This is a genomic window from Pectobacterium versatile (assembly GCF_020166435.1).
GTDB classification, from domain to species: Bacteria; Pseudomonadota; Gammaproteobacteria; order Enterobacterales; family Enterobacteriaceae; genus Pectobacterium; species Pectobacterium versatile.
In genome coordinates this window covers 102,306-127,381 of the sequence record NZ_JAINZP010000006.1, presented here as the reverse complement: position 1 = coordinate 127,381, position 25,076 = coordinate 102,306, and the positions used below count along the sequence as shown (strand labels likewise).

Here is a 25,076-nt window from a genome sequence, read left to right as displayed (position 1 = left end):
AGGGGAGGAAGAGTATTCGTTCTGTTGTCAGGCTTTCTGCGCTTTCATCGGCGCGCCACGACGCAAATCCATATCCCGAACCAATCGTTCAAGGCAGCGGTCAGCGAAGATCGACTCCAGCGGACGCGTGAGCTTACGCCGCCAGTTAGGGTATTCACGATTGGTGCCCGGCACATTGACCGGTGTCGCCATATCCAGCCAGTCTTCCAATTGGAATCCCACCAGTGCGCTTGCGCTATCGGCGACATAGCGGTGAACGCCGCGGCTTAGCGGTGCACCCATTGTCGTCAGCGCCGAGTTGCGGCCAACCCGCTGCGGCAATAATCCGAATTCGTGCAACGCGTTGAGCAGCCCCTGTTTCGCTTTCTCACGCTGCTGCATTTGTTCTTGCAGTAATGCTTCCGTCGGATACAGCCCCAATTCCCGCCCCAGTGATAAATCCACGGTCTGCCAGTAGCCGCGCAGCGTTGGGAGATCGTGCGTGGTAATGGTTGTCATCGCCTGACGCGGATAGTCTTCCGGTGCACGGAAGTGGTTCTCGTCGTCTTTTTCAAAGAACAGCACCTTGTAAGAATAAATACCGAAGTCATGTAGCTTACTGATAATTTCCGGCGGCACTGTGCCTAAATCCTCACCGATAATCAGGCAGCGATGACGCTGACTTTCCAGCGCCAGCACCGCCAGCAGATCGTCGACCGGATAATGCACGTAAGCCCCGTTGCCCGCCGATTCCGCCTTGGGTATCCACCACAGACGCAAGAGCGCCATCACATGATCGATACGCAGGGCACCACAATGCGCCATGTTGCTGCGCAGTACGTCGATAAAAGGCTGATAGCCGCGTAGTTGAAGCATGGTGGGGTTCATCGGCGCAAGCTGCCAGTCTTGTCCCTGCGGCCCAAGCGGATCCGGTGGTGCGCCGATAGAGGCATCAAGGCAATAGAGCTGACGTTCGTCCCAGGTTTCCGCGCCACCCTGTGCAACGCCAACGGCTAAATCGCGATACAGACCAAGCGGCAGACCAAGCTGTTTACTGTGCGCGTAGCACTCCGCAAGTTGCTCATGCGCCACCCATTGCAGCCAGCTGTAGAACGTAATTTCCTCGCTGTTTTCACGGCGGAATGACTTCACGGTTTCACTGTGTACATCATGATAGCTGGCAGGCCATTGGTGCCAGTCCGCGTAATTCTCACCCTGTTTTTTCAGGTAAGCCTGCAGCGCATCAAACGTCGCCTGAAGTTGCAGGCTCTGCCCGCCGCTAACGACAAACTGGCGAAAGGCACTAATGCGCGGATCCAGCGCGCTGCGCGTCGTAAAGTAGCGGAAAGCCAGCCGCAAAGCAGTCAGCTTAAGCGACGTCACCGGTTCATAATCGACCCAGCGCCCTGCCCGCAGCGCAGAAACCGCGCTTTGTGTATCCTCACGATGCCACCATTCCTGCGCCTCACTGCTCTGCTGGAAATCATCGATCCGATTCACATCGATATAAATAATGTTCAGCCAGTGCCGGGAGGAAGGGCTGTAAGGGCTCGCGGCCTCTGGCAGCGCGGGATACAGCGAATGCAGCGGGTTCAGCCCCACAAAGGCACCGCCGCGCCGGGCTATCTGTTCTATCAGTTGGCGCAGATCGCCAAAATCCCCTACGCCCCAGTTATTCTGCGAGCGCAAGGTGTAAAGCTGGACGGTAACGCCCCACCAGCGTTTACCCTGTAGTAAGGCTTCGGGTTCATAGCAGCGGTGCGGCGCGACAATAATCCGGCAGCTCCAGCGCTGGTCGGCTTGCGTCAACGTCAGGTAGTGATAACCCAGCGGCAGCACACCCGGCAGAGCCAGCGTTGAACCGCCTGTGATCTGCCCTTGAATTTGACCGCCGTTTTCATACATCAGCGTCCAGAGGAATTCACCGTGACCAGCAAGCTCGATGACCGCATCCCGGCCTTGCAAAAAGACACGAACGGGCGGCAAGGGTGCATTACCGCTATCAGAAACGTCCATCATTGCCTGAATCTGGTTTCTGATTGCGGCCGCAACCATGTGCTCTTTGCCATACGCATCGGTATAGCTTTCCGCGATGCCTGTCTGCTGGCTTGCCAGTTTATCCACCTTGAACACCCTCTCCTTTTCCTAACGATGCGCCTGCCAAATGCGCGTCTGGTAATCATGAATCGCCCGGTCTGAACTGAACATCCCCATTCTGGCGGTATTCAGCACACAGCGGCGCGTCCATTCATCCGGCTCACGGTAAAGCGCATCAACACGCTGCTGCACCTCACAATACGGTGCAAAATCGGCCATTAACATATAGGGATCGCCCAGCTTCAGCAGGCTATCCAACAGCGGGGCAAACGCGTTTTTATCCCCCTGACTGAACGCACCGCTCGCTAGCTCGTTCAGTACTTCACGTAGCAGCGGCGTCACGGCGAGGTAGTCAGACGGCTCATAGCCCTGTGTCTGTAGCGCTTTGACCTGTTCGACGGTGTGACCGAAAATGAACAGATTGTCTTCACCGACCTGCTGCGCCATTTCTACATTCGCCCCGTCCAGCGTGCCGACGGTCAGCGCGCCGTTCAGCGCCAGCTTCATATTGCCCGTGCCAGACGCTTCTTTACCTGCCGTCGAAATTTGCTCAGAGACATCCGCAGCAGGAATCATCCGTTCAGCCAGCGAGACGCGATAGTCCGACGGGAAGACAACCCTCAGGCGATCGTTAACGCGGCGATCCTGATTAATGACCGCAGCGACCCGATTAATGGCATAAATGATGTTTTTCGCTAATACATAGCCCGGTGCCGCTTTGGCACCGAACAAAAAGACGTGCGGCACTATATCCAGATGCGGATTGTCACGCAATTGACGATATAGCGCGAGGATATGCAGCAGATTCAAATGCTGGCGTTTGTACTCATGTAATCTCTTGATTTGCACATCAAACAACGCCTGCGGATCGATGACGATGTCGTACTGCTGGCGGAGATAGGTCGCCAACTGCGTTTTATTATCGGCCTTGATTTGTCGATAGCGCTCACGAAAGCCAGCATCGTCAGCGTAAGGTTCCAGCCCTTGCAGCGCAGGCAGATCATTCACCCACGGCGTGTGCAGCGTGTCGTCGATCAGCGCGGACAGCGCCGGGTTACACTGTTTTAGCCAGCGGCGTGGCGTAATGCCGTTGGTGACATTATGGAATTTGGTCGGCCACAGCTGGTGGTATTCCGGGAACAGATCTTTCACCACCAGTTCCGAGTGCAGCGCCGCCACGCCGTTGACCGCAAAGCAACTGACGACGCACAGGTTTGCCATGCGAATCTGGCGCTGATGGCGAATCGCGAGCTTCGCCCATACCTGCCGATCGCCAGGCCATTTCTGCTCAACCTGCGCCTTAAACTGCGTATCAATTTGCCGGATGATAGACAGGTGGCGAGGAAGCAGGCGGCTAAATAGTCGTTCGTCCCAGCGCTCAAGCGCTTCCGGCATCAGCGTATGGTTGGTATAGGCAAAGGTGCGTCCGGTTATCGACCAGGCTTCATCCCACGGTATCTGGTGTTCATCCAGCAGCAGACGCATCAGTTCAGGGATCGCCAGCGTCGGGTGGGTGTCATTAAGCTGGATGACTTCATAATCCGGCAGCGTGGACAACGCGCGCCCCGCGTTAAGATGACGGCGCAGAATGTCAGCCACCGAACAGGCGCAGTGGAAATACTGCTGCATCAGGCGCAGGCGTTTGCCCGCCGCGTGATTGTCATTCGGATACAGCACGCTGGTCAGGCTGGAGGCGGAAATCCCCACCTGTGCCGCACGCAGATAGTGCCCTTCGTTGAATAGCGTCAAATCAAACGGATCGCGATGCGTCGCACGCCACAAACGCAGCGGCTGCGCAGCGCCGTTGTGATAGCCAATCACCGGCAGGTCACAGACTTCACCTCTGAAAACGGTATCCGGTAACCAGCGCAGGGTTCCGTCAGTTTGGGGTTGCAGACGCCCGCCAAACCCGACATCCACCGCCAGCTCCGCTCGCGGTAAAAACCACGGATAGGTATCGCGCTGCCAGTCATCGGCTGTTTCCTGCTGTTTTTCCTGCGCAAAATGCTGACGGAACAGGCCATACTGATAGTTGAGACCGTAACCCGTTGCGGGCTGTCCCACCGTCGCCATCGAATCCAGAAAGCAGGACGCCAGCCGACCTAATCCGCCGTTGCCTAACCCCGGATCGGCTTCCTGCTCCAGAATATCACTCAGGTTCAGCCCTTGCTCGGCCAGCACGGCGGCTACTGCGTCATACCAGCCCAGATTCAGCAGGTTGTTGCCCGTCAGACGACCGGGCAGAAATTCCATCGACAGGTAGTTCACATGGCGCTGAGGCGTATGGGTATTGGCTGTAGGAGACGTTGAAGAGTCTGAATGCATCAGCAACTGTTCAGACAGCGCAAGGCTGACAGCGCGCCAGCACTGCACTGGCGTCATCGCGTTAAGCGAGGCCACGCCACCGAGCCGCTGTTGGCGGCGCAGCGCAGCGGTAAACTCTGATGCATCAAAGACGATGACGGGATGGGCGGAGGAAATGGGCTGCGTTAACGCATCTGGTTTTTTTGCAGCCGCTGAACGTTTTGGCGATCCTGATACTTTTGACGATTCTGATCGCGTTGCAGAACCCGGCTTTCTTGAAGAATCTGACATCGTGCCTCCTCCTTTGTCCATCATGGAAAAGGCACATCGGGTTCAACACAACTCCAACTGTACCTTATGTTGTTCAATGATTTTCAGTACGCTGGGTGGTGGTGACTGATCGGTAAAAAGATAGTCGATCAAATCCATGTTGCCCAAATTCACCATCGCATTACGACCAAACTTGGAATGGTCCGTCACCAGCATGACGCAGCGAGAGTTTTCAATAATCGCCCGTTTTGTGCGCACTTCATGGTAATCAAACTCCAGTAATGACCCATCCATGTCAATACCACTGATGCCCAAAATGCCGAAATCCAGACGGAACTGAGAGATAAAATCCAGTGTCGCCTCCCCCATGATACCGCCATCGCGGGTACGCACTTCGCCACCGGCCAAAATCAGGCGGAAATCCTCTTTTGCCGTCAGCAGCGTTGCCACGTTCAGGTTATTGGTGACGACGCGCAGATCCTTATGCTGCATCAGCGCATAGGCCACGGCTTCGGGCGTGGTACCGATATCGATAAACAAGGTGGCGCCGTCTGGAATCTGGCTCGCAACCCGACGGGCAATGCGCGCTTTTTCATCCGACCACATCATTTTACGGTCATGGTAGGCCGTGTTAACCGAGCTGGACGGCAGTGCCGCGCCGCCGTGATGGCGATGGATTTTATTCTGCTCGGCCAACTCGTTCAGATCGCGACGAATGGTCTGCGGGCTCACCGCAAAATGCTCCACTAGCTCTTCAGTACTGACATAGCCCTGCTGGCGCACCAGCTCAATAATGGCGTCATGCCGTTGTGTCTGCTTCACATTTATCCCCTAAGACGCCCCGATTTACCGGGGGTTTGTTTTATTATACGTGTCCCAAAAGGCCATCAATAGCCCGACAACCAGCCCAGCTACATGCGCCGCATTCGCAATCGACATACCTAAAATATCGAAATATCCGGCGATCAGCCACAGTAAAGCGAAGGCCATCAGACTGCGCGGCATGGATAAATAACCGTCAGGCTCTCGTTCCCCTCGCAGCCAGACATAGCCCATCAGGGCATAAACCACACCAGACAGGCCACCAAAATGGGTGCCGCTAAACCAGGACTGCGCCCAGCCGCTAACCAGCGCGGAAACCAGCGTGATGACCAGCAATTTTCCGGTTCCCAGCACTTTTTCAACTGGGCCGCCCAGGTACCACCACCACATCAGATTGAACAAAATATGCAGCAGGGAAAAGTGCAACAAAACATGACTAAACCAGCGCCACACCTCGACCTGTTGCCCTTCAGCCGGGAACGCTAGCCATACCATCACGCTCTCATAGCCCGAAATCTGCATCAGGATGAACACTGCAATCGTCACGACCATCAGGGATAGCGTCAGTGGACCTGCCTTCTGTTTCAGCGTTTGCAGGTAGGAGTAGCGTTGGTATTGAATACCAGTATCCATCGATCCCGTTTGCCAACTGGCCGCCAGATAGCGCGGGTTTGTCGGGTCGCGCAGAAAAATCTCCAGCGCTTCCTGAACCTTGCTCAGTTGAGTTTCATCCTCCAGCCACAGTTCAGCTTCATGCCCCTGAGGCCGCATTTCCAGATGGACCTGCTGTGTACGCATGTAATCAACAAATGCCTGAGCCAGACGCGGGTTGGAGAGAGCAATAACGCGAGTCATCATAGCGAGAAGCGCCAGTGAGTAGGTTGAGTTAGGTACATGATAATAAAGATTCTACTGAATAGGCAGGACTATTGAATAGGCAGGGCTATTTCGGTGAAGTCAGTCAATCGTCACATTTCCGTCACAAAATATTTTTCGGTTCACAAAAAAAAAGCATGATGTGAAATCGTGTCCTTCTACGCATTCACTATACGTGCCACTCACTGACCAGGAGCATGACCATGTCTTTACAACGAAAAGCGCTGTTTTGCCTCCCTTTACTATTGCCAGCCACCCTCTCTTTCCAGGCCGTTGCCAAAGAGGGCTATACGCTCGAACAGGTTGTAGTGTTTAGCCGCCACGGGTTGCGCGCGCCGTTAGCCAGCCCAAGCAGTGCACTCGGCAAGGTCACACCCGATGCCTGGCCGCAGTGGGATACGCCCAGCAGTTATCTGACCACTCGCGGTGGCGTGTTGGAGGCCTATTTCGGTCACTATTTTAGCGAATGGTTGGTGGATAACCACCTGCTGGCTGCCGATACCTGCCCCACAGAGAAAGACGTCTCGTTCTACGCCAACAGCCTGCAACGCACTATCGCTACCGCACAATATTTCTCAGCGGGAGCATTCCCCGGCTGTCTGGTGCCGGTGTTACACAAAGAAAAACTGGGCACAATGGATGCCACCTTTAACCCGATCATCCGCGACAATGGCGCGACGTTTAAGCAGCAGGCCATCGATTCGATCAACCAAAAAGCAGGCGCTGGCGGGGTAAAAGGGCTCAATGAGCGATTGAAACCTGTGTATCAGCAGATGGCAGAGATTATTCGTTATACAGAGTCTGCTAACTGCAAACAGGATAAACAGTGCGACCTGATGGCACAGGAAACAAACGTGCAAATTGAAGCAGGAAAAGAGCCTAGCGTGGTTGGCCCACTGAGAACGGGTACCGCCATTGCCGATGCTTTTATCTTGCAGTACTACGAGGGGACACCGATTAACAAGATCGTATGGGGGCGTATTAAAGATGAGAAGCAGCTTGCCGATTTGGTGTCGATTAAGGAGTACTACAACAGCGTAGTGTTTAGCGCACCGGTTGTGGCCAAAGCTGTCTCTGCCAATCTGGTCGGCGCACTCGCGGGATCGTTTGGCACACAGCAACCCAAATTCACGTTTTTGGTCGGCCATGACTCAAACGTCGCATCGCTGTTCTCTGCGTTGGGCGTGAAGCCATATCACCTGCCACATCAATTAGAAACCACGCCGATAGGCGGCAAAGTGGTGTTCCAGCGCTGGCGCGACAGCCTTCATAACAAGGAATTGCTGAAAGTCGAGTATGTGTACCAGTCTACCGAGCAGCTCGCTTCGCTGGCACCGCTTAACCGCGCCACCCCGCCGCAGCGCGTCACGCTAGCGCTCAATGCTTGTCCTGCCGACGAGGAAGGATTCTGCTCATTTGAGGACTTTGAAAAGATCACTAAGGCGCTGATGCCATAGCCATAAACAGAGAATCTTTGCGATCTTTCGGATAGCGCTTGAGTTATTGCTGTGAGGGTTTCGTGTTTACGAAGCCCTCACCTCTCATACGGCTGACCGCACATCCTGTGGGTAGCGATTTTGCCAGGCTTCAAAGCCGCCATCGATACTGAACACCGAATCAAACCCAAGGCTAATCAGGTACTGTGCGGCATTGCGGCTGCTAATGCCGTGGTAGCAAATCACCATGACCAGTGCTTCGAGGTCAGCACCGCGCACAAAGTCAGACAGCGTCTCGTTTGTCAGGTGCATCGCGTCAGGGACATGGGCTGTGGCAAAGCTCTGCGGATCGCGAATATCAACGACAACGCCCCCTTCCTGCCAGCGGGAATGGGCTTGCTCAATACTGATAGCTTCAAATTGTTCCATCGAAAGTGACAACCTTGTTAATAATGGACAGGATGTTAGTAACCACTGACGTCATGGCAACCCGAGGCGTCATTGTAACCCGCCTTCAGCGGCATAAAACCTATATGATTATAAGGTTATTCATAAAAACGGTGCTTCGCTAATGTGGATAGTGACGACAAAACAGTACCATTCCAGCTCAATATCCCTTCTTTTAATGTGACAACTATCATCATATTGTTAGGTTCGTCACGCATAAATGTTTTTATTTGGTTAACCATTGGCTGATTTGTTTGTTTTCGATTATCATAATGCTCGAAAACGAACATTTTGATTTATTCGAGGGTGGAGGAAGAAACGTGGAAACCAAAGATCTAATCGTTATCGGCGGCGGAATTAACGGTGCAGGCATCGCCGCAGATGCGGCTGGGCGAGGGTTATCAGTCCTGTTGTTGGAAGCGCAGGATCTTGCCTGTGCCACGTCCTCCGCCAGTTCCAAGCTGATTCACGGCGGCCTGCGTTACCTTGAGCACTATGAGTTTCGTTTGGTCAGCGAAGCGCTGTCCGAGCGCGAAACGCTGCTGAAAATGGCTCCGCACATCATTTTCCCCATGCGCTTTCGTTTGCCCCATCAGCCGCACCTGCGTCCGGCCTGGATGATTCGTATCGGCCTGTTCATGTACGACAACATTGGCAAACGCGTCAGCCTGCCTGCCAGTAAAGGCCTGAAATTCGGCGCAGATTCTGTGCTTAAGCCTGAGCTGAAACAGGGCTTTGAATACTCTGACTGCTGGGTGGACGATGCGCGTCTGGTGATGTTAAACGCGCAGGAAGTGACAAAACGCGGTGGAGAAGTCCGTACCCGCACCAAAGTCACTCGCGCTCGCCGTGAGCAAGGCGTGTGGATTGTGGATGCGGTTGATTCACTGACCGGCGAAACCTTCACCTGGCGCGCCAAAGGTCTGGTGAACGCCACGGGTCCGTGGGTGAAAGAATTCTTTGATGACGGCCTACAGCTGAAATCGCCTTACGGCATCCGTTTGATCAAAGGCAGCCACATCGTGGTGCCAAAAGTCCACAACCAGCCGCAAGCGTACATTCTGCAAAACAAAGATCACCGTATTGTGTTCGTGATCCCGTGGCAGGATGACTACTCAATCATCGGCACGACCGACGTGGAGTACAAAGGCAATCCGCACGATGTGAAGATCGATGATAGCGAAGTCGCCTATCTGCTGGACGTGTATAACGACCATTTCAAACAGCAACTTACGCGTGACGATATCGTCTGGACTTACTCTGGCGTGCGTCCATTGTGTGATGACGAGTCCGATTCTCCGCAGGCGATTACCCGTGACTACACGCTGTCAGTCGATGATGATAACGGTCAGGCTCCACTGCTTTCCGTATTTGGCGGCAAGCTGACGACATACCGTAAGCTGGCAGAGCACGCGCTGGATAAGCTGCACAAATACTACCCGCAAGCGGGTAAAGCCTGGACGAAAGGTGCAGTATTGCCGGGTGGGGATATCGCTGGCACGCGTGATGACTACGCCGCCGCGCTGCGTCGCCGCTTCAATCTGCCTGAATCACTGACGCGCCGTTACAGCCGCACTTACGGTTCAAACAGCGAACTGATTCTGGCAAACGTGAAAGGCCTCAGCGACCTGGGTGAAGATTTCGGCCATGACCTGTACGAAGCGGAACTGCGCTATCTGGTCGAGAAAGAATGGGCCGTTATGCTTGATGACGTCATCTGGCGCCGTACCAAACTGGGCATGCGCTTCGATGACGCCCAGAAACAACGCATCAGCGACTGGCTGGCAAACCATTACCAGCAGATGGCAAAAGCGGGTTAATTGCTCCAGCCTCTACTTCTCGATCAGGCCTCCTGATCGAGAAGCCTTCCTACTATAAATAGTAGACGTCTAACATCCGCAACATACTCTTATCGCACCCGGTTCCTCGATGAGGATTGAATCTTTTTGATTCGCTCTCTAATTTATTCCCCATGAGATTATTTCAATATTAATCAATTGGCTTGCTTAGTTTTAGTCCTTTTTTTGTGCTATTGACTCTGAAAAAATCTTGTTATCCTTTACGCGTACTTTCTTAAAAGGAATAGCGTCAAAGATGCCACATGGAACGTTTTCATTACTCTTCACACCGCTTCAACCCTGCAACCTTATTGTCTCCCACGACGTGAACACACCGACTCTCTGCTCAACCTAAATGTTTTGCGCTTTTCATACACGCTGCGTTTTTAGCCAACATGGCATCTTATCAACGTAACGCCTTATCAACATAAACGTTGGCGTGAGCAGACTCAGACCACAGCTCAGGTTTTCATTTTAATCAGGATAGCGACGTGCCGCTCCGGGAGAACCCGAGGCGTGCGGTAGCCATGGCAACGGCGAAGGAAGAAGGAGAGGACGGGTGGCAAACAGTACAGGATTACAGTTCACCGTAAAGGTCGGTGCCCTGGAAGCAGGCACTTTCGCGGTGGTGGATTTCAGGCTGGATGAAGAGCTGAACCGACCTTTCAGTCTGTCTCTGGGTCTGGCGAGCGCGTTGCAGGATGTGGATTTCGGCGCGGTGCTGGACCAGCCGTGCGAGCTGATGATTTGGTATGAAGGCGAACTGAAGCGTCGGCTCAGCGGGATTGTCAGTGGCTTCACGCAGGGCGATACCGGATTTCGGCGCACGCGCTATCAGATGGAAGTCCGTCCGGCGCTGTGGCGGCTGGGATTACGCACCAACGCCCGTATCTTTCAGGCGCAGAAGCCGGAAGCGATTATCGGTGCGCTGCTGGAAGAAGCCGGGATTACCGACTACGCCTTTGCGTTGCGTAACGAGCACGCAGTGCGCGAATACTGCGTGCAGTATCGGGAAAGTGATTTAGCCTTTATCACCCGGCTGGCCGCTGAGGAGGGAATGTACTTCTTCCACGAATACGAAGAGGGAAAACACCGCGTGGTGTTTGCCGACGATGCGGGTGCATTGGCCAAAGGCCCCGAGCTGTTCTTCAATCTGGCGACACAAGGGCTGAGCGAGGGCGAATATGTCCGGCGTTTCCACTACGCGGAGCGGGTGAGCACATCGGACGTGGAGCTGAAGGATTACAGCTTCAAGACGCCGGCTTATGGGTTGTCGCACAAGAAGATGAGCGGCGAGCTGGAGCACCAGCGCGAAAGCTATCAGCACTACGACTATCCGGGTCGCTATAAGCAAGACCCGAGCGGCAAGGCGTTCAGCGGCTATCGGCTGGATGCGCTGCGCTCAGGGGCGGTAACGAGCGAAGGGGAATCTAACTGCGCGGGGCTGATGCCGGGCAATACCTTCACCCTGACGGAGCATCCAAATACGACGCTGAATGCCGTGTGGCAGACGGTGAGCGTGACGCATGTCGGGCAACAGCCACAGGCGCTGGAAGAGGAAAGCGGCGGCGAACCAACGACCATGAGCAACAGTTTTGCGGTGGTGAAAGGCACGACGACGTGGCGCGCAGCCATGCCCTACAAACCGATGGTGGACGGCCCGCAAATTGCGACGGTGGTTGGCCCAGCAGGTGAAGAGATTTACTGCGACCAGTACGGTCGGGTAAAACTGCAATTCCCGTGGGATCGCTACGGTGCGAGCAATGACCAGAGCTCCTGCTGGGTGCGCGTCAGTCAGGGCTGGGCGGGCGGCCAGTACGGGATGATTGCCATTCCGCGCATCGGCCATGAAGTCATTGTGAGCTTCCTTGAAGGCGATCCGGATCAGCCGATTGTGACCGGGCGTACTTTCCACGTCACCAATCCGTCCCCCTATCAGCTGCCCGCTAACAAAACGCGCACCACGCTTCGCTCCAAGACTCACAAAGGCAAAGGATTTAACGAACTCAGCTTTGAGGATGCGACCGATAACGAAGAGATCTTCCTTCACGCCCAGAAAAATATGGCAGTGCGGGTGCTCAATTCCAAAGATGAGCGCGTGGACTATAACCGCACAACAAGCATCGGACATGATGAAGAGCTGGTGGTCGCCAACGATCGTAAAGTTACGGTGGAAGGCAATCAGGATCACAAAACCACAGGCAATCATTTATCGCTGACCGAAGGCGATCGGGGCACACAGGTTAAGGGCGATCTGACGCAGAAAATCAGCGGCGTATTCAGCGTGGACAGCAACGGTGATCTAACGCTGCAAAGCGGCAGCAAATTAACGCTAAGAGTCGGAGGCAGCTTTGTGGTTATCCACGCCGGCGGGGTGGACATCAAAGGACCGGCGATTAACCTGAACTCAGGCGGCAGCCCGGGCGATGTGGCACTCCCTGCCGATCCGGCGATATTGAAAGCGGCCGCTGCCGCAGGGACGATGTTTGTCGCGCACTGTCCGGCAAAGGAGAAAGAAAACCGTGAGTGAGATAAGACGCTGGGCAATAGTGGATGCAGCGGTAGAGCCTGAATTATTTTCGATGCTGGAACAATTAGATCCACCCCATGCCAGTTTATACGCGGAGCCAGTACCGGAAGATATTGGGCGATTGGCACCGCACCTGGTGCAGGTAGATGACAGGGTCTTTCACTGGCTGAATCGAAGGAAAACACCTTGGGGTATCTTGTTGGAAACAACGTCTGAGATGAAAGTATTGCGGCAACACTTGCGTAAATATCTACATGTACAGATCCCCAATGAAGAAAAACCTGTATTTTTCCGTTTTTATGATCCGAGAAATATTTGGTCTTTTTGCGATGTGATGACGGAGTGGGAACTGTTCTGCTTCATGGGGCCAATCGAAAAAATCATGACCATTTATGATGGAGTACTACGAGAAGAGACGTTTAATTCCGTTCGTGCTCAGTTTCCTCTCACAGCTAAGAGCAGGATGAAACATCTAAAATTTAGTCAATCACAACTTGATGTTCTCAATAACTACTCCGAAGTGAGATATATTGATGAGGTTTTTTCTAAAATACTTGTTAAATATAAAGAAAAAATACATCACATTTCTCACAGCAGTAACCAAAGTGATCCTGAAAAGGATTTTTATTTCTATAAAGACTCTCAGGAAAACTCGACAACTTTCTCAGTAAAACATATTGTCAGTGAGTGTTATTATTTTTGTAAAGAGCATAACATTAATGATGACCGCTCAATTCGTGAGTTAATTCACTTGTTAATAGAAAAGGATTATTATTCATTAGAACAAGCCCCTGAATTTTGGCGGGATTCTTTGCTCCGTGAAGAATTACCTGGTTACTATCGTGTTAGTAATTTATTAAAAGATGTTCTAGATGAATATTCTGCTTGAGAGGGATAGGCATGACTGGAGCATCGTACTTATCCACGGTTGAGTGCGGTAATTTTGACGAAAGGACTTGTGTCTTTCATTCTATCATATAGGGATATGTAATGAATAAATCATCTACTATTGGCATCTTTTTAATACCCACATTTATTTGGTTATCACTATCATTTGTATATGCTTTTTTTTGTGGTGATAGGGATGTGGATACGTATTTTTTTAATAGCTGGGATTTTGCCGCATGGATTATTTTTGCAATCTACACAATAATTTGTAGTGTTGTTTCCATCTTTTTTTTCTTAATAATGAAAAAATATTATATCGTTACAATGACAATCATTATTTTTATGTTTTCTATTACAGCCACAGATTTTGATTACATGTATTCATCTTTATTTTTTATTATTATGTTAAGCATTCCACTCTTTGGTTCATTGACCTTACGGTATCTGCGTAACAAACAGGCTCATCATGAGTAGGCCAGCGATGGGGACAATGAACATTAATGCAGTTCATTAGGAATTCTTAAAATAATCATTTCACATCAAACTCAACCAATTAGATTTCTCATCTGTAATTTTTAGACATGGCATCGTTAAAAAATGAAAAAAAATTATTACTTATAGGTATTTTACCAGGATAATTTCATATTAGAAGAATTGAAATAAAAAGGAATTTTAATATGCACCCTGAAAATAAAACTGAAGAATTACTCGAGTATATTTCAAAAAAAGATTTTTTAACTGTAGAACAAAAGAAACAAGAAATTGAAAAATTTGCACATCCTGATAAAAATTCGAATTATAATGCTGGTCAAGCTTGCGCCACATGCCCGCCATCCCATGCCAGAAAAGAGTTTGTAGATGAGCTTATTAACTCTTTAGAATCTAGATATGCTGTCACTATTTATACCGCTTACCCAGGAACGCCTTTAAATGATAACGATGGAAAACCAGAATTTAAAGAAGGAAAAAGAGTCGTATCTGAAGCTGGTCATATGTGGTTAGAGATATCTAAAATTCAAAAAAACAATATTAACACTTCAAAGTCTTATGGCTTTGCACCAAAAAAATCAGGAATTACAGGTGCTGGATCAGTCACAGACAAAGATACTCATCATTATGAAAACCCCTATTACAGAAGAAAAATAGAAATAAAAAAAGACCAATACAATAGATTAAAAGAATTTGGAGACACCGCAACCAAGGAATCTGAAAAATATTTCGATCTTTATTATAACGGAGCAACAAATAGTTGTATCGATTTCACATGGCAAGCATTACGCCACGCAGGATTAATTCCAGAAAGTACATGGAATGATTTTAGTCGTTATAATAAGGAGAAGAAAAAAGCAGGCAAATTTGACGGCGATCTTAAGGTCATTAATAACATTCCACATATAAAATCTATTCCCACACCATTTCCTGATAGTGAATTAAACTCAGAGAAATATAACCAAAAACCAGATAGAACAATGCTGCAATGGATTTTATCTAAAAATGATGACGATAAAAATGGTGATAGTGTCGAAGTTGCCAACAGGAAACACGACAGCGCGCCCAACCATGTTTGACAACTACAGATAAGCTGAAAAAACAACGCTGAGCCTGAATGGGCAAATCGTATTTGCAACGGAAAGTACCCTACGAAAAGGAATGCAATGTGGGTAACGCAGTTAAATTAGGCGATAGCGACACGGGGCATGGGAGCCATCCACCGACACCTGTCGCAGCGGGTTCATCAACGGTTAAGGTTGATGGCTTGCCATTGGCTCGTCAGGGCGATCCTCTGGTTCCTCACGGTCATAGTAGGAGCATCAGCGGTGGCTCATCCAGTGTGTTCATTGATGGCAAACCCGCGGCTCGTTCTGGGGATGGAGTAAGTTGTGGTGGCGTGTTGATTGGTGGAGGAAGCGTGAATATTGGCTGATACACTCCAAATACACGGCTCTCCCCCAACCTTAGTAAACAGGCGCTCATTGAACGCCTGTTGTCTTTTTAAAAATTAACTCTCAATTGAGAGGTCTTCTCTCATCACAACCGTATCGGTTTGATATTCCAGATATCTTCTGCATATTCGCCGATAGTGCGGTCAGACGAGAAATAGCCCATGTTGGCAATATTCTGGACGGCACAGCGCGCCCACTCGTCCTTTTTCGCATACAGCTCATCCACTCGATCCTGCGTATCCACATAGCTGCGATAGTCGGCTAGTAGCTGGTAGTAATCGCCAAAATTCACCAGTGAATCAAACAGATCGCTGTAGCGTCGACTATCATCAGGGCTGAAGACGCCCGTGGTGATTTGCGTCAGCACGCGGTGTAGCTCTTCGTCCTGATCGTAGTATTGCCGTGGGTTGTAACCGCTCTGACGCAGCGCTTCGACCTGATCGGCCGTATTGCCGAAGATAAACATATTCTCTTCGCCAATGTGTTCCAGCATTTCGACATTCGCCCCATCCAGCGTACCGATCGTCAGCGCACCGTTCAGGGCAAACTTCATATTACTGGTCCCGGATGCTTCCGTCCCCGCCAGCGAGATCTGTTCAGAGAGATCCGCCGCAGGGATGATCAGCTGTGCCAGGCTCACGCTGTAGTTAGGGATAAAGACCACTTTCAGTCGATCGTGCAGGGTCGGATCGTTGTTGATCACCTTCGCGACGTCGTTGATCAAGTTAATAATGTGCTTCGCCATGTAATAGGCTGACGCCGCTTTGCCCGCAAAAATGACGACACGCGGCACACGCTCGACCTCGGGGTCATCCTTAATGCGGTTATAGAGCGTGATGACGTGCAGCACGTTAAGCAGCTGCCGCTTGTATTCGTGAATACGCTTAATCTGCACATCAAACAGCGATTCCGGGTTAACCACAATATTCAGGTTTTCCGCCATATAGGTCGCTAAGCGCACTTTGTTCTTCAGCTTCACCTTGCTGATTTTCTGCACAAATGCCGGATAATCGATGTGCTGTTTCAGTTCGCTCAACTGGCTCAGATCGGTGCGCCAGGTCTGCCCAATGGTGTCATCCAGCAGTTTGGAGAGCGGCGGGTTGGCCAGCGCCAGCCAGCGCCGCGGCGTTACACCGTTGGTTTTATTGCAGAACCGGTTAGGGAAGAGGCGGGCGAAATCGGCAAACAGAGACTGCACCATCAGATCCGAATGCAGCTCCGATACGCCGTTCACCTTATGGCTGGCAACTACGGCTAGCCACGCCATGCGTATTTTACGCCCGTTGTTTTCATCAATGATGGAAACCCGCGCCAACAGCTCGTTGTCATCAGGGACTTCTTTCTGGACGTACTCCAGAAAATGTTCGTTAATTTCGAAAATCAATTGCAGATGGCGCGGCAAGATTTTACCCAGCATATCAACCGGCCAGGTTTCCAGCGCTTCCTGCATCAGCGTGTGGTTGGTATAGGAGAAGACCTTCCTCACCACGGTCCACGCCTCTATCCATTTGAATTTATGCTCATCGATCAGCAAACGCATCAGCTCAGGGATGGCCAGCACCGGATGCGTATCGTTCAGGTGGATGGCGAACTTCTCCGCCAAATTGGCGTAGGTCTTATGCATCATCCAGTGGCGGCTCAGAATGTCCTGCACCGTGGCGGAAACCAGAAAGTATTCCTGACGCAGGCGCAGCTCACGGCCTGAATAGGTAGAATCATCGGGATACAGCACGCGCGACACGTTTTCTGAGTGGTTTTTATCTTCCACCGCCGCAAAATAGTCGCCCTGATTGAATTTACCCAGATTGATTTCGTTACTGGCCTGTGCACCCCACAAACGCAATGTATTGGTGGCGTCCGTATCAAAACCGGGAATGATTTGGTCGTAGGCGCACGCGATAACTTCTTCCGTTTCCAGCCAGCGCAGTTTGCTGCCTTCCTGCTGGATTCGGCCGCCGAAGCGCACTTTGTAACGCGTGCTATGACGGGGGAATTCCCACGCATTACCGTATTCCAGCCAGTAGTCCGGCGATTCCGCCTGCCTGCCGTTAACAATATTCTGTTTGAACATACCGTATTCGTAGCGAATACCGTAGCCGCGCCCCGGCAGAGCCATCGTCGCCAGCGAATCCAGGAAGCAGGCAGCCAGACGCCCCAGGCCGCCATTCCCTAAGCCGGGATCGTTTTCTTCCTGTAGCAGATCGTCCAGTTCCAGCCCCATGCCATCCAGCGCGGCCTTCAGATCGTCATACAACCCCATCGCCAGCAGCGCGTTCGACAGCGTCCGCCCCAGCAAAAACTCCATCGACAGGTAATACACCTGCCGCACATCTTGAGAAAGCTGTGCCCGATTCGAACGTAGCCAGCGTTCCACCATCCGGTCACGCACAGCAAGCAGCGTGGCGTTCAGCCAGTCATGTTTATTCGCAATCGAGGGATCTTTCCCTACGGTAAACATGAGCTTGTAAGCAATAGAGTGTTTCAGCGCTTCCACACTGAGCGTTGGCGAAGTATAGATAAACGGCGAGTTCATAATATTCATTCCCAAGTAAGTGTTACCCTACCCTGTCGTTTTCAGATTGCACGAGGATGACGCGCAGCAGGAAAACTAGTGGGTATACAAGCGTTGATATAGCGCACCATAAGCCTGAGCAGAAACCTGCCAACCAAAATCCATCGCCATCGCCTGACGCTGCACATAGCGCCATAGCGTGGGTCGGGACCACAACACAAACACACGACGAATCGCGCGGGATAGCGATCCCACACTGCAATCGTTAAAGACGAACCCGCTTGCCAGCCCATCCGCCAGATTCTCCAGCGAACAGTCCGATACCGTATCCGCCAGCCCGCCGGTTCGGCGCACCAGCGGCAACGTGCCATATTTCAGGCCGTAGAGCTGCGTTAACCCACAAGGCTCAAATCGGCTCGGCACCATGATGACATCTGCACCGCCAATAATGCGGTGCGAGAAGGACTCGTGATAGCCAATCTGTACCCCAACCTGACCGTGATATTCCGCCGCCGCCGCCAGAAATCCCTCCTGTAAATCAGCATCTCCTGCGCCCAGCACCACCAGTTGCCCGCCCTGTTCCAGCAGATCCGGCACCGCGCTTAGCGCGATATCGAGCCCTTTCTGGCTGGTCAGGCGACTGACGATGGCAAAAACCGGTGCCTTGTCGTCAACCTTCAGGCCCATCGCCGTTTGCAGATGCCGCTTGTTTGCGGCTTTGTCCGCTAAAGCATCTCGGGTGTAATGGCTGGTGAGTAAAGGATCGTGCGCCGGATTCCAAATCGTTTCGTCTACGCCATTGAGAATACCGGACAGCCGTCCTTCTTCTTCACGAGTTTTCAGCAAGCCCTCCATGCCGTACCCATAAGCTGGCAGCGTAATCTCGTGCGCGTAGGTTGGGCTCACGGTCGTAATATGGTCAGCGTAGTACAATCCCGCCTTGAGGTAGGAAATCTGACCGTAAAACTCCAGCCCGTACACCTGAAAGAAATCGCTCGGTAGATGGATATCGGGCATATGCCGGGCATCAAACAGCCCCTGATAGGCCAGGTTGTGAACGGTAAAGACCGATTTCGCCGGACGGTTGCGCGCCGCCAGATAGGCACAGGTCAACCCCGCGTGCCAGTCATGAGCATGGACAACATCAGGTCGCCAATAGTGATCCAAACCGCATGCCATTTCGCATCCCATCCACCCCAGCAGCGCAAACCGCAGGTAGTTGTCGGCATAAGCATAAAGCGCTGGGTCGTGATAAGGGCTGCCCGCGCGTTCATACAGCTCAGGCACATCAATCAAATAAATGCCGACGCCGTTAAAATGGCCGAACAGCAACGTGACATGCCCCGCGAAGGTATCCAGCTCACGCACGACCTCTAGGTTGGCGATGCCTTTTTTCAGATCGGGGAAGGCAGGCAGGATGACACGGGCATCCATCCCCGCCGCAATCTGCGCGCCGGGTAACGCCCCCGCCACATCCGCCAGTCCACCCGTTTTCAATAGTGGAAATAGCTCTGAACAAACATGTAAAACCCGCATTATTACTCCCGTTTTGTTCCGATGGTGTTTACAGCTTTTCCAACATTGATCGTGTGACCAGCACGATCCCCTCTTCCGAACGGTAAAAACGGCGGCTATCCTCTTCCGCGTTTTCACCAATCACCATGCCTTCCGGCAAGTGGCAGGCGCGATCGATCACACAACGGCGTAAACGACAGGAGCGCCCCACGTTGACGTCCGGCAGGATCACCGTCGAATCGATACTGCAAAACGAATTCACCCGCACGCGCGGGAACAGCACGGAATGCGTGACAACAGAACCGGAGACGATGCAGCCCCCGGATACCAGCGAGTTCATCGTCATGCCGTGACTGCCGGAACGGTCCTGAACAAATTTGGCGGGCGGCAGCGATTCAATCGCGGAACGAATCGGCCAGTGCCGATCGTACACATCCAGTTCCGGCGTGACTGACGCCAGATCGAGATTGGCGCGCCAGTAGGCTTCCAGCGTGCCGACGTCTCGCCAATAGTGGTGTTCATCCTCACCCGACGTGACGCACGACAAATTGAAGGGGTGCGCCCAGGCCAAGCGCTGCGAGACAATCTTCGGGATCAAATCTTGTCCAAAATCGTGGGCAGAATCTGTCGCGTTACGATCCGCTTCCAGTAATTGATAAAGATAGTCCGCATTAAAAACATAGATCCCCATGCTCGCGAGCGCCATATCGGGGTTATCCGGCATTGGCGTCGGGTTATCTGGTTTTTCGGCAAAATCGAGGATGCGATGCTGTTTGTCCACGCTCATAACGCCAAAGGCGCTGGCTTCTTCCAACGGCACGGGCAGGCAGGCGACCGTACATTCTGCCCCCTTCTCCACGTGATCGATCAGCATACGTGAGTAGTCCATCTTGTAGATGTGATCGCCCGCGAGGATCACCACATACTCCGCACGGTAGCGCCGAATAATGTCGAGATTCTGACAAACCGCATCCGCCGTTCCCCGATACCAGTGATCGGTAGAATGGCGCTGCTGCGCAGGAAGCAAATCGACAAATTCGTTCATTTCCGCATTCAGAAATGACCAGCCGCGCTGAATGTGCTGCACCAACGTATGCGACTGATATTGCGTAATCACGCCAATACGGCGGATACCGGAATTCAGGCAGTTAGAGAGCGCGAAATCAATGATGCGAAATTTGCCGCCAAAATGGACGGCGGGCTTGGCACGCAATGCCGTCAGCCCTTTCAGTCTCGTTCCACGGCCTCCGGCCAAAATTAATGCCACGGATTTCAAAGGGAGCTGTCTTGCCAACATCAGAGGGTCATGCTTGTCGTTATTCACCATGGTTATCTCCTGATTATTCTTTTAATGGCTTGCGCTTAGGCGGTCTGTTTTATCAAGACGCCTACCGCCTGCGCTTGTCCGTGCCAAATTCCACCCTCAGGCGAATTCGTCTCATCAAACGGCGGTGAAACCTGCCAGTGGCCTTCTGGCAAAATGAACGCATCGGCATGCAGGCTGGCGTTAAACAACACGAGCCAACGACCGGAAAGTAAAATCTGTAGCTGGTGCTCTCCCTGCTCCCACTGTTGCGGCGTCAAAGGCTGTCCTTCTCTATTCAGCCACTGCACCGCGCCATCCCCTTCTTGCCACCACATTTCCTGCTGTAATGCCGGAATCGTGCGGCGTAACTGGATCAATCCGGCGACAAATTCGCGCAGTGCGCTATTCGCGTTTTCCCAGTGTAGCCAAGTCAATTCGTTATCCTGGCAGTAGGCGTTGTTGTTGCCCTGCTGGCTGTGTCCCAGTTCATCGCCTGCCAGCAGCATTGGCGTTCCCTGCGACAGAATCAGCGTCGTCAGCAGCGCCTTCTGGCTGGCCAGTCGGCGCTGAAGGATGTCGTCGTCCGCTTCCAGTCCTTCCGTGCCGTGGTTATTGCTGAAATTGCTGCCTGTGCCGTCGCGGTTGCCCTCGCCGTTGGCATCGTTGTGCTTGTGGTTGAAACTCACCAGATCGCGCAGCGTAAAGCCGTCATGGGCCGTCAGTTTGTTGATGGAGGCGTAAGGTAGGTGGTCGCGCTGCTGGAAGATGTCGCTGGAGGCGGCAAAGCGGCGGGCAAATGCACCGAGAGAAATATCACCATGCAGCCAGAAGCGGCGCATGTCGTCACGGTAGCGGTCGCTCCACTCGGCAAACGGCGTCGGGAACTGACCGAGCTGATAACCGCCATGCCCGATGTCCCACGGTTCGGCGATCAGCTTGCAGCCCTGCAAGCGGCTATCATTTTTCATGGCGGACAACAGCGGCGCGGCCGCGGTAAAATCCGGGGTACGCCCCAGCACCGTTGCCAGATCGAAGCGGAAACCGTCAACGTGGCACACCTCGCGCCAGAAGCGCAGGCAGTCCATCACCCAATCAATTACCGCCGGATGATTCAGGCGCAGCACATTGCCGCAGCCGGTCCAGTTAGGGTATTCGCCGTTTTCACCCAGCCAGTAATAACTGCGGTTGTCGATGCCGCGCTGGCACAGCGTAGGCCCTTCGACGTCCAGCTCGGCGCTGTGGTTAAACACCACATCCAGAATGACTTCGATGCCCGCGTGATGCAGCACTTTCACCGCATCCCGAAATTCATTTAGCGCGTCGTCGCCTGCGGCCAGGCTGTTATCCACCGCAAACGGCAGCAGCACGTTATAGCCCCAGTAGTTGCGCAGCCCCAACTGCTGAAGTCGGGGTTCATCGGCATGCTGCTGCACCGGGAGCAATTCCAGCGCCGTCACGCCCAGCGACGTCAGATAGTCAATCATCACCGGATGGCCTAACGCCGCATAGCTACCACGAATGTCTTCAGGAATATCAGGGTGCAACTGCGTCAGCCCGCGAACGTGCGCCTCATAGATCACCGTCTGATTCCAGGGCGTTTGCGGATGCTGGTCATCCTGCCAGTCGTAATCCTCAGCCGTAACGACGCACTTCGCCATGATGGCAGCGCTATCGCGCTCATCCCGTTGGTCAATCCCGCCTTGCAGGCAAGCGTCATCCACCACCCAGCCATCAAGCTGACGTGCGCACGGATCCAACAGCAACTTATGCGGATTGAAACGCAAACCCTGAGAAGGCTTGAACGGCCCATCGACCCGGAAACCGTAGCGTAGCCCCGGCTGTGCATCGGGGAGATAGCCATGCCAGATATCGCCGCTGCGTGCCGTCAGCTCAATACGCTGTTCCTGCTGACGTTCATCAAACACGCACAGCTCGACCCGCTCGGCCTCCGCCGAAAACAGGGCAAAATTCACGCCTTGTCCATCAAAACTGGCCCCCAGCGGCGTCGGCTTGCCCGTCTGCAATTCCGCCATTTACGCCTCCTTCACCAAGTACAGCGTGGCAAGCGGCGGAATGGTCAGCACCAGAGAATGCTGGCGCTGGTGGCTAGCGTGCTCCTCGCTGTAAATCGTCCCGACATTGCCCAAATCGCTACCGTTGTAGTGGACAGAATCCGTGTTGATCGCTTCTCGCCAGCCGCCAGGCTGGTTGATGCCAATCCGGTATCCATAGCGCGGAACCGGCGTAAAGTTGCTGACTACCAGCACTTCATTGCCTTGCTCATCACGCCGGACAAAGGCAAAGACCGAGTTTTCCCGGTCGTCCACCACCAGCCATTCAAAGCCCTGCGGTTGAAAATCCAGCTGATACAGCGACGGCTGCTGGCGATAGTAGTGGTTGAGATCGCGCACCAGCGTCTGCACGCCGCGGTGCCAGCCTTCCGGTTCATCCAACAGATGCCAGTCCAGACTGGCATCGTGGTTCCACTCACGTCCTTGCGCAAATTCGCCGCCCATAAACAACAGCTTCTTGCCGGGATACGCCCACATAAAGCCGTAATAAGCACGTAAATTGGCAAATTTCTGCCAGACATCGCCGGGCATGCGATCCAGCAGCGAGTGCTTGCCGTGCACCACTTCATCGTGAGACAGCGGCAGCACGAAGTTCTCGCTATAGGCGTACAACATGCCGAACGTCAGCAGATCGTGATGGTATTTGCGGTGAACCGGATCGAGTTGCATGTAGGTCAGCGTGTCGTGCATCCAGCCCATGTTCCACTTGTAGTGAAACCCTAAGCCGTTGCAGTCCGGCGGCAGCGTGACGCCCGGATAATCGGTGGACTCTTCAGCAAGCGTGATCGCCGCCGGTGCGGCATGACCCAGCATGTGGTTGGTGTAGCGCAGAAACGCGATAGCTTCGAGATTCTCTTTACCACCATAATGGTTCGGCACCCATTCGCCTTCGCTACGACTGTAGTCGCGGTAAATCATGGACGCCACGGCGTCTACCCGCAGCCCGTCGATGCCATAGCGCTCCATCCAGAACAGCGCATTGCCCGCCAGATAGTTACGCACCTCATGGCGGCCATAGTTATAAATCAGCGTGTTCCAGTCCTGATGATAGCCTTCGCGCGGATCGGCGTATTCATACAGCGCGGTGCCGTCAAACTGTGCCAAACCGTATTCGTCACCGGGAAAATGCCCCGGCACCCAGTCCAGTAGGACGTTGATGCCCGCGTCATGGAGCGCATCAACAAAGGCTCGGAACTCCGACGCCGTGCCGAAACGACGGGTTGGCGCATACAGCCCCAGCGGTTGATAACCCCAGCTGCCATCGAACGGATGTTCGTTAATCGGCATCAGCTCAACGTGTGTGAAGCCCATGTACTGAACATAATCAATCAGTTGATTCGCCAATTCCTGATAGCTCAGCCAGAAATTGTTATCCGTATGCCGCCGCCAGGAACCCAGGTGAACTTCATAAATGGAGATCGGTGAACGCAGCCCATTCGCCTCACGCCGGGCGTCGCTGGTCGGGACTTTCTCAGGCAGCGGTGTAATCAGCGACGCGGTATCCGGGCGCATCTGCGCTTCAAACGCATACGGATCGGCCTTCAGTCGGACGCTGCCGTGGCTGTCGATCATTTCATATTTGTAGAGCTGTCCCGCTTTCACATCGGGCAGAAACAGTTCCCAAATGCCGTTTTCCTGTCGCAACCGCATCGGGTGACGTCGACCGTCCCAGAAGTTGAACTGCCCCACCACTGAAACGCGCTGAGCATTCGGTGCCCAGACGGCAAAGCGCGTGCCTTCAACACCGTCCAGCGTTTCCAGATGCGCGCCTAACCGCTCGTAAGGTCGCAGATGGGTGCCTTCAGCCAAAAGCCAAATATCCATATCCTGCAACAGCGGGCCAAAACGGTAAGGATCCTCGATTACCCAGGTTTCTTCACCCCAGGTCACGGCTAATTGATAGTGAAAAGCCTGCTTCCGGCGTGGCACCAGGCCACAAAAAAAACCGCGTTCGTCTACACGATCCAGCTCAACGATTTTTCGTCCATTGCTGGCATCCACAACCCAGACTGCCTGCGCATCCGGCAGCAGTGCCCGAACTTCAAGACCTTTGGAGGAATGATGCATACCTAACAGCGAAAACGGGTCGGCATAGTGCCCAGAAATAAGTGAATTAATCGCCTCAGAAAACGCTGACATGGTATCCATCCTCTGATTAACCATTTGAATTAAATAAATAAGTAATATAAAAAGCGCATTACGTTGCGTTTATATTCTCCCGTTACTTATTTTTAACAAAAA

17 protein-coding genes are annotated in these 25,076 nt (G+C 52.8%); 7 read left to right on the top strand and 10 right to left on the bottom strand.

Annotated elements, in window-relative coordinates; translation table 11 throughout:
- Positions 1 to 27 precede the first annotated feature (27 nt).
- Genes malQ through glpG form a run of 4 tightly spaced genes read right to left on the bottom strand, consistent with a single transcriptional unit; the run spans position 28 to position 6,330 of the window.
- Positions 28 to 2,112, bottom strand: coding sequence for a 4-alpha-glucanotransferase (gene malQ, locus K7X24_RS09645; RefSeq protein ID WP_224554554.1), 2,085 nt, complete (start codon positions 2,110 to 2,112; stop codon positions 28 to 30).
- 12 nt (positions 2,113 to 2,124) lie between these two features.
- Positions 2,125 to 4,671 (bottom strand): maltodextrin phosphorylase, encoded by a 2,547-nt coding sequence (malP, locus tag K7X24_RS09640; RefSeq protein ID WP_224554552.1) that lies wholly within the window; start codon positions 4,669 to 4,671, stop codon positions 2,125 to 2,127.
- 42 nt (positions 4,672 to 4,713) lie between these two features.
- The gene (locus K7X24_RS09635; RefSeq protein ID WP_010299419.1) at positions 4,714 to 5,472 is read right to left on the bottom strand and encodes a DeoR/GlpR family transcriptional regulator; all 759 of its coding nucleotides are present in this window, start codon (positions 5,470 to 5,472) and stop codon (positions 4,714 to 4,716) included.
- A 24-nt stretch (positions 5,473 to 5,496) separates the two neighbouring features.
- Positions 5,497 to 6,330, bottom strand: a complete 834-nt coding sequence (glpG, locus tag K7X24_RS09630) for a rhomboid family intramembrane serine protease GlpG (RefSeq protein WP_039508607.1) — start codon at positions 6,328 to 6,330, stop codon at positions 5,497 to 5,499.
- A 221-nt stretch (positions 6,331 to 6,551) separates the two neighbouring features.
- Here glpG and agp point away from each other — a divergent pair, with 221 nt between their 5' ends.
- A complete protein-coding gene (gene agp / locus K7X24_RS09625; protein ID WP_224554550.1) occupies positions 6,552 to 7,805 on the top strand; it encodes a bifunctional glucose-1-phosphatase/inositol phosphatase in 1,254 nt (417 codons plus the stop codon).
- 84 nt (positions 7,806 to 7,889) lie between these two features.
- Here agp and glpE read toward each other — a convergent pair whose 3' ends face one another.
- Positions 7,890 to 8,213 (bottom strand): thiosulfate sulfurtransferase GlpE, encoded by a 324-nt coding sequence (gene glpE / locus K7X24_RS09620; RefSeq protein ID WP_224554548.1) that lies wholly within the window; start codon positions 8,211 to 8,213, stop codon positions 7,890 to 7,892.
- Positions 8,214 to 8,551: 338 nt separating this feature from the next.
- On the opposite strand from glpE, the gene glpD reads away from it, so the two are divergent.
- From glpD to K7X24_RS09590, 6 genes are all read left to right on the top strand, one after another.
- On the top strand, positions 8,552 to 10,051 hold the full coding sequence (gene glpD, locus K7X24_RS09615; RefSeq protein ID WP_224554546.1) for a glycerol-3-phosphate dehydrogenase: 1,500 nt from the start codon (positions 8,552 to 8,554) through the stop codon (positions 10,049 to 10,051).
- Positions 10,052 to 10,628: 577 nt separating this feature from the next.
- On the top strand, positions 10,629 to 12,599 hold the full coding sequence (gene tssI / locus K7X24_RS09610) for a type VI secretion system tip protein VgrG (RefSeq protein ID WP_224554544.1): 1,971 nt from the start codon (positions 10,629 to 10,631) through the stop codon (positions 12,597 to 12,599).
- Positions 12,592 to 13,488, top strand: a complete 897-nt coding sequence (locus K7X24_RS09605) for a DUF4123 domain-containing protein (protein WP_224554542.1) — start codon at positions 12,592 to 12,594, stop codon at positions 13,486 to 13,488. The genes tssI and K7X24_RS09605 overlap by 8 nt, the downstream gene beginning before the upstream one ends.
- A gap of 101 nt (positions 13,489 to 13,589) precedes the next feature.
- Positions 13,590 to 13,961, top strand: a complete 372-nt coding sequence (locus tag K7X24_RS09600; RefSeq protein ID WP_224554539.1) for a hypothetical protein — start codon at positions 13,590 to 13,592, stop codon at positions 13,959 to 13,961.
- A gap of 203 nt (positions 13,962 to 14,164) precedes the next feature.
- Positions 14,165 to 15,055: a hypothetical protein gene (locus K7X24_RS09595; RefSeq protein ID WP_224554537.1), complete on the top strand. Its 891-nt coding sequence runs from the start codon at positions 14,165 to 14,167 to the stop codon at positions 15,053 to 15,055.
- 89 nt (positions 15,056 to 15,144) lie between these two features.
- Complete coding sequence (locus tag K7X24_RS09590) at positions 15,145 to 15,411, top strand: type VI secretion system PAAR protein (protein WP_161509917.1); 267 nt, start codon at positions 15,145 to 15,147, stop codon at positions 15,409 to 15,411.
- Between the two features lie 104 nt (positions 15,412 to 15,515).
- On the opposite strand, the gene glgP is transcribed toward K7X24_RS09590, so the two are convergent.
- The 5 genes from glgP to glgB all read right to left on the bottom strand — a co-directional run bounded on the left by glgP (position 15,516) and on the right by glgB (position 24,974).
- Positions 15,516 to 17,963 carry a glycogen phosphorylase gene (gene glgP / locus K7X24_RS09585; protein WP_224554684.1) on the bottom strand — a complete coding sequence of 816 codons (2,448 nt, stop codon included), beginning with the start codon at positions 17,961 to 17,963 and terminating at the stop codon, positions 15,516 to 15,518.
- Between the two features lie 75 nt (positions 17,964 to 18,038).
- Positions 18,039 to 19,478 carry a glycogen synthase GlgA gene (glgA, locus tag K7X24_RS09580; RefSeq protein ID WP_224554534.1) on the bottom strand — a complete coding sequence of 480 codons (1,440 nt, stop codon included), beginning with the start codon at positions 19,476 to 19,478 and terminating at the stop codon, positions 18,039 to 18,041.
- Between the two features lie 28 nt (positions 19,479 to 19,506).
- Entirely contained in the window at positions 19,507 to 20,784 is a 1,278-nt protein-coding gene (gene glgC, locus K7X24_RS09575; protein ID WP_224554532.1) for a glucose-1-phosphate adenylyltransferase, read from the bottom strand.
- Positions 20,785 to 20,819: 35 nt separating this feature from the next.
- The gene (glgX, locus tag K7X24_RS09570) at positions 20,820 to 22,796 is read right to left on the bottom strand and encodes a glycogen debranching protein GlgX (RefSeq protein WP_224554530.1); all 1,977 of its coding nucleotides are present in this window, start codon (positions 22,794 to 22,796) and stop codon (positions 20,820 to 20,822) included.
- On the bottom strand, positions 22,797 to 24,974 hold the full coding sequence (gene glgB, locus K7X24_RS09565; RefSeq protein WP_105879980.1) for a 1,4-alpha-glucan branching enzyme: 2,178 nt from the start codon (positions 24,972 to 24,974) through the stop codon (positions 22,797 to 22,799).
- Positions 24,975 to 25,076 lie beyond the last annotated feature (102 nt).

What these genes read in the sequence shown, in the direction of transcription:
- glpE (WP_224554548.1), bottom strand. Translation starts at nt 8,213, where the DNA reads ATGGAACAATTTGAAGCTATCAGTATTGAGCAAGCCCATTCCCGCTGG.
- glgB (WP_105879980.1), bottom strand. Translation starts at nt 24,974, where the DNA reads ATGTCAGCGTTTTCTGAGGCGATTAATTCACTTATTTCTGGGCACTAT.
- malP (WP_224554552.1), bottom strand. Translation starts at nt 4,671, where the DNA reads ATGTCAGATTCTTCAAGAAAGCCGGGTTCTGCAACGCGATCAGAATCG.
- K7X24_RS09600 (WP_224554539.1), top strand. Translation starts at nt 13,590, where the DNA reads ATGAATAAATCATCTACTATTGGCATCTTTTTAATACCCACATTTATT.
- glpG (WP_039508607.1), bottom strand. Translation starts at nt 6,330, where the DNA reads ATGATGACTCGCGTTATTGCTCTCTCCAACCCGCGTCTGGCTCAGGCA.
- glgX (WP_224554530.1), bottom strand. Translation starts at nt 22,796, where the DNA reads ATGGCGGAATTGCAGACGGGCAAGCCGACGCCGCTGGGGGCCAGTTTT.
- glgP (WP_224554684.1), bottom strand. Translation starts at nt 17,963, where the DNA reads ATGAACTCGCCGTTTATCTATACTTCGCCAACGCTCAGTGTGGAAGCG.
- glgC (WP_224554532.1), bottom strand. Translation starts at nt 20,784, where the DNA reads ATGGTGAATAACGACAAGCATGACCCTCTGATGTTGGCAAGACAGCTC.
- agp (WP_224554550.1), top strand. Translation starts at nt 6,552, where the DNA reads ATGTCTTTACAACGAAAAGCGCTGTTTTGCCTCCCTTTACTATTGCCA.
- glgA (WP_224554534.1), bottom strand. Translation starts at nt 19,478, where the DNA reads ATGCGGGTTTTACATGTTTGTTCAGAGCTATTTCCACTATTGAAAACG.
- K7X24_RS09595 (WP_224554537.1), top strand. Translation starts at nt 14,165, where the DNA reads ATGCACCCTGAAAATAAAACTGAAGAATTACTCGAGTATATTTCAAAA.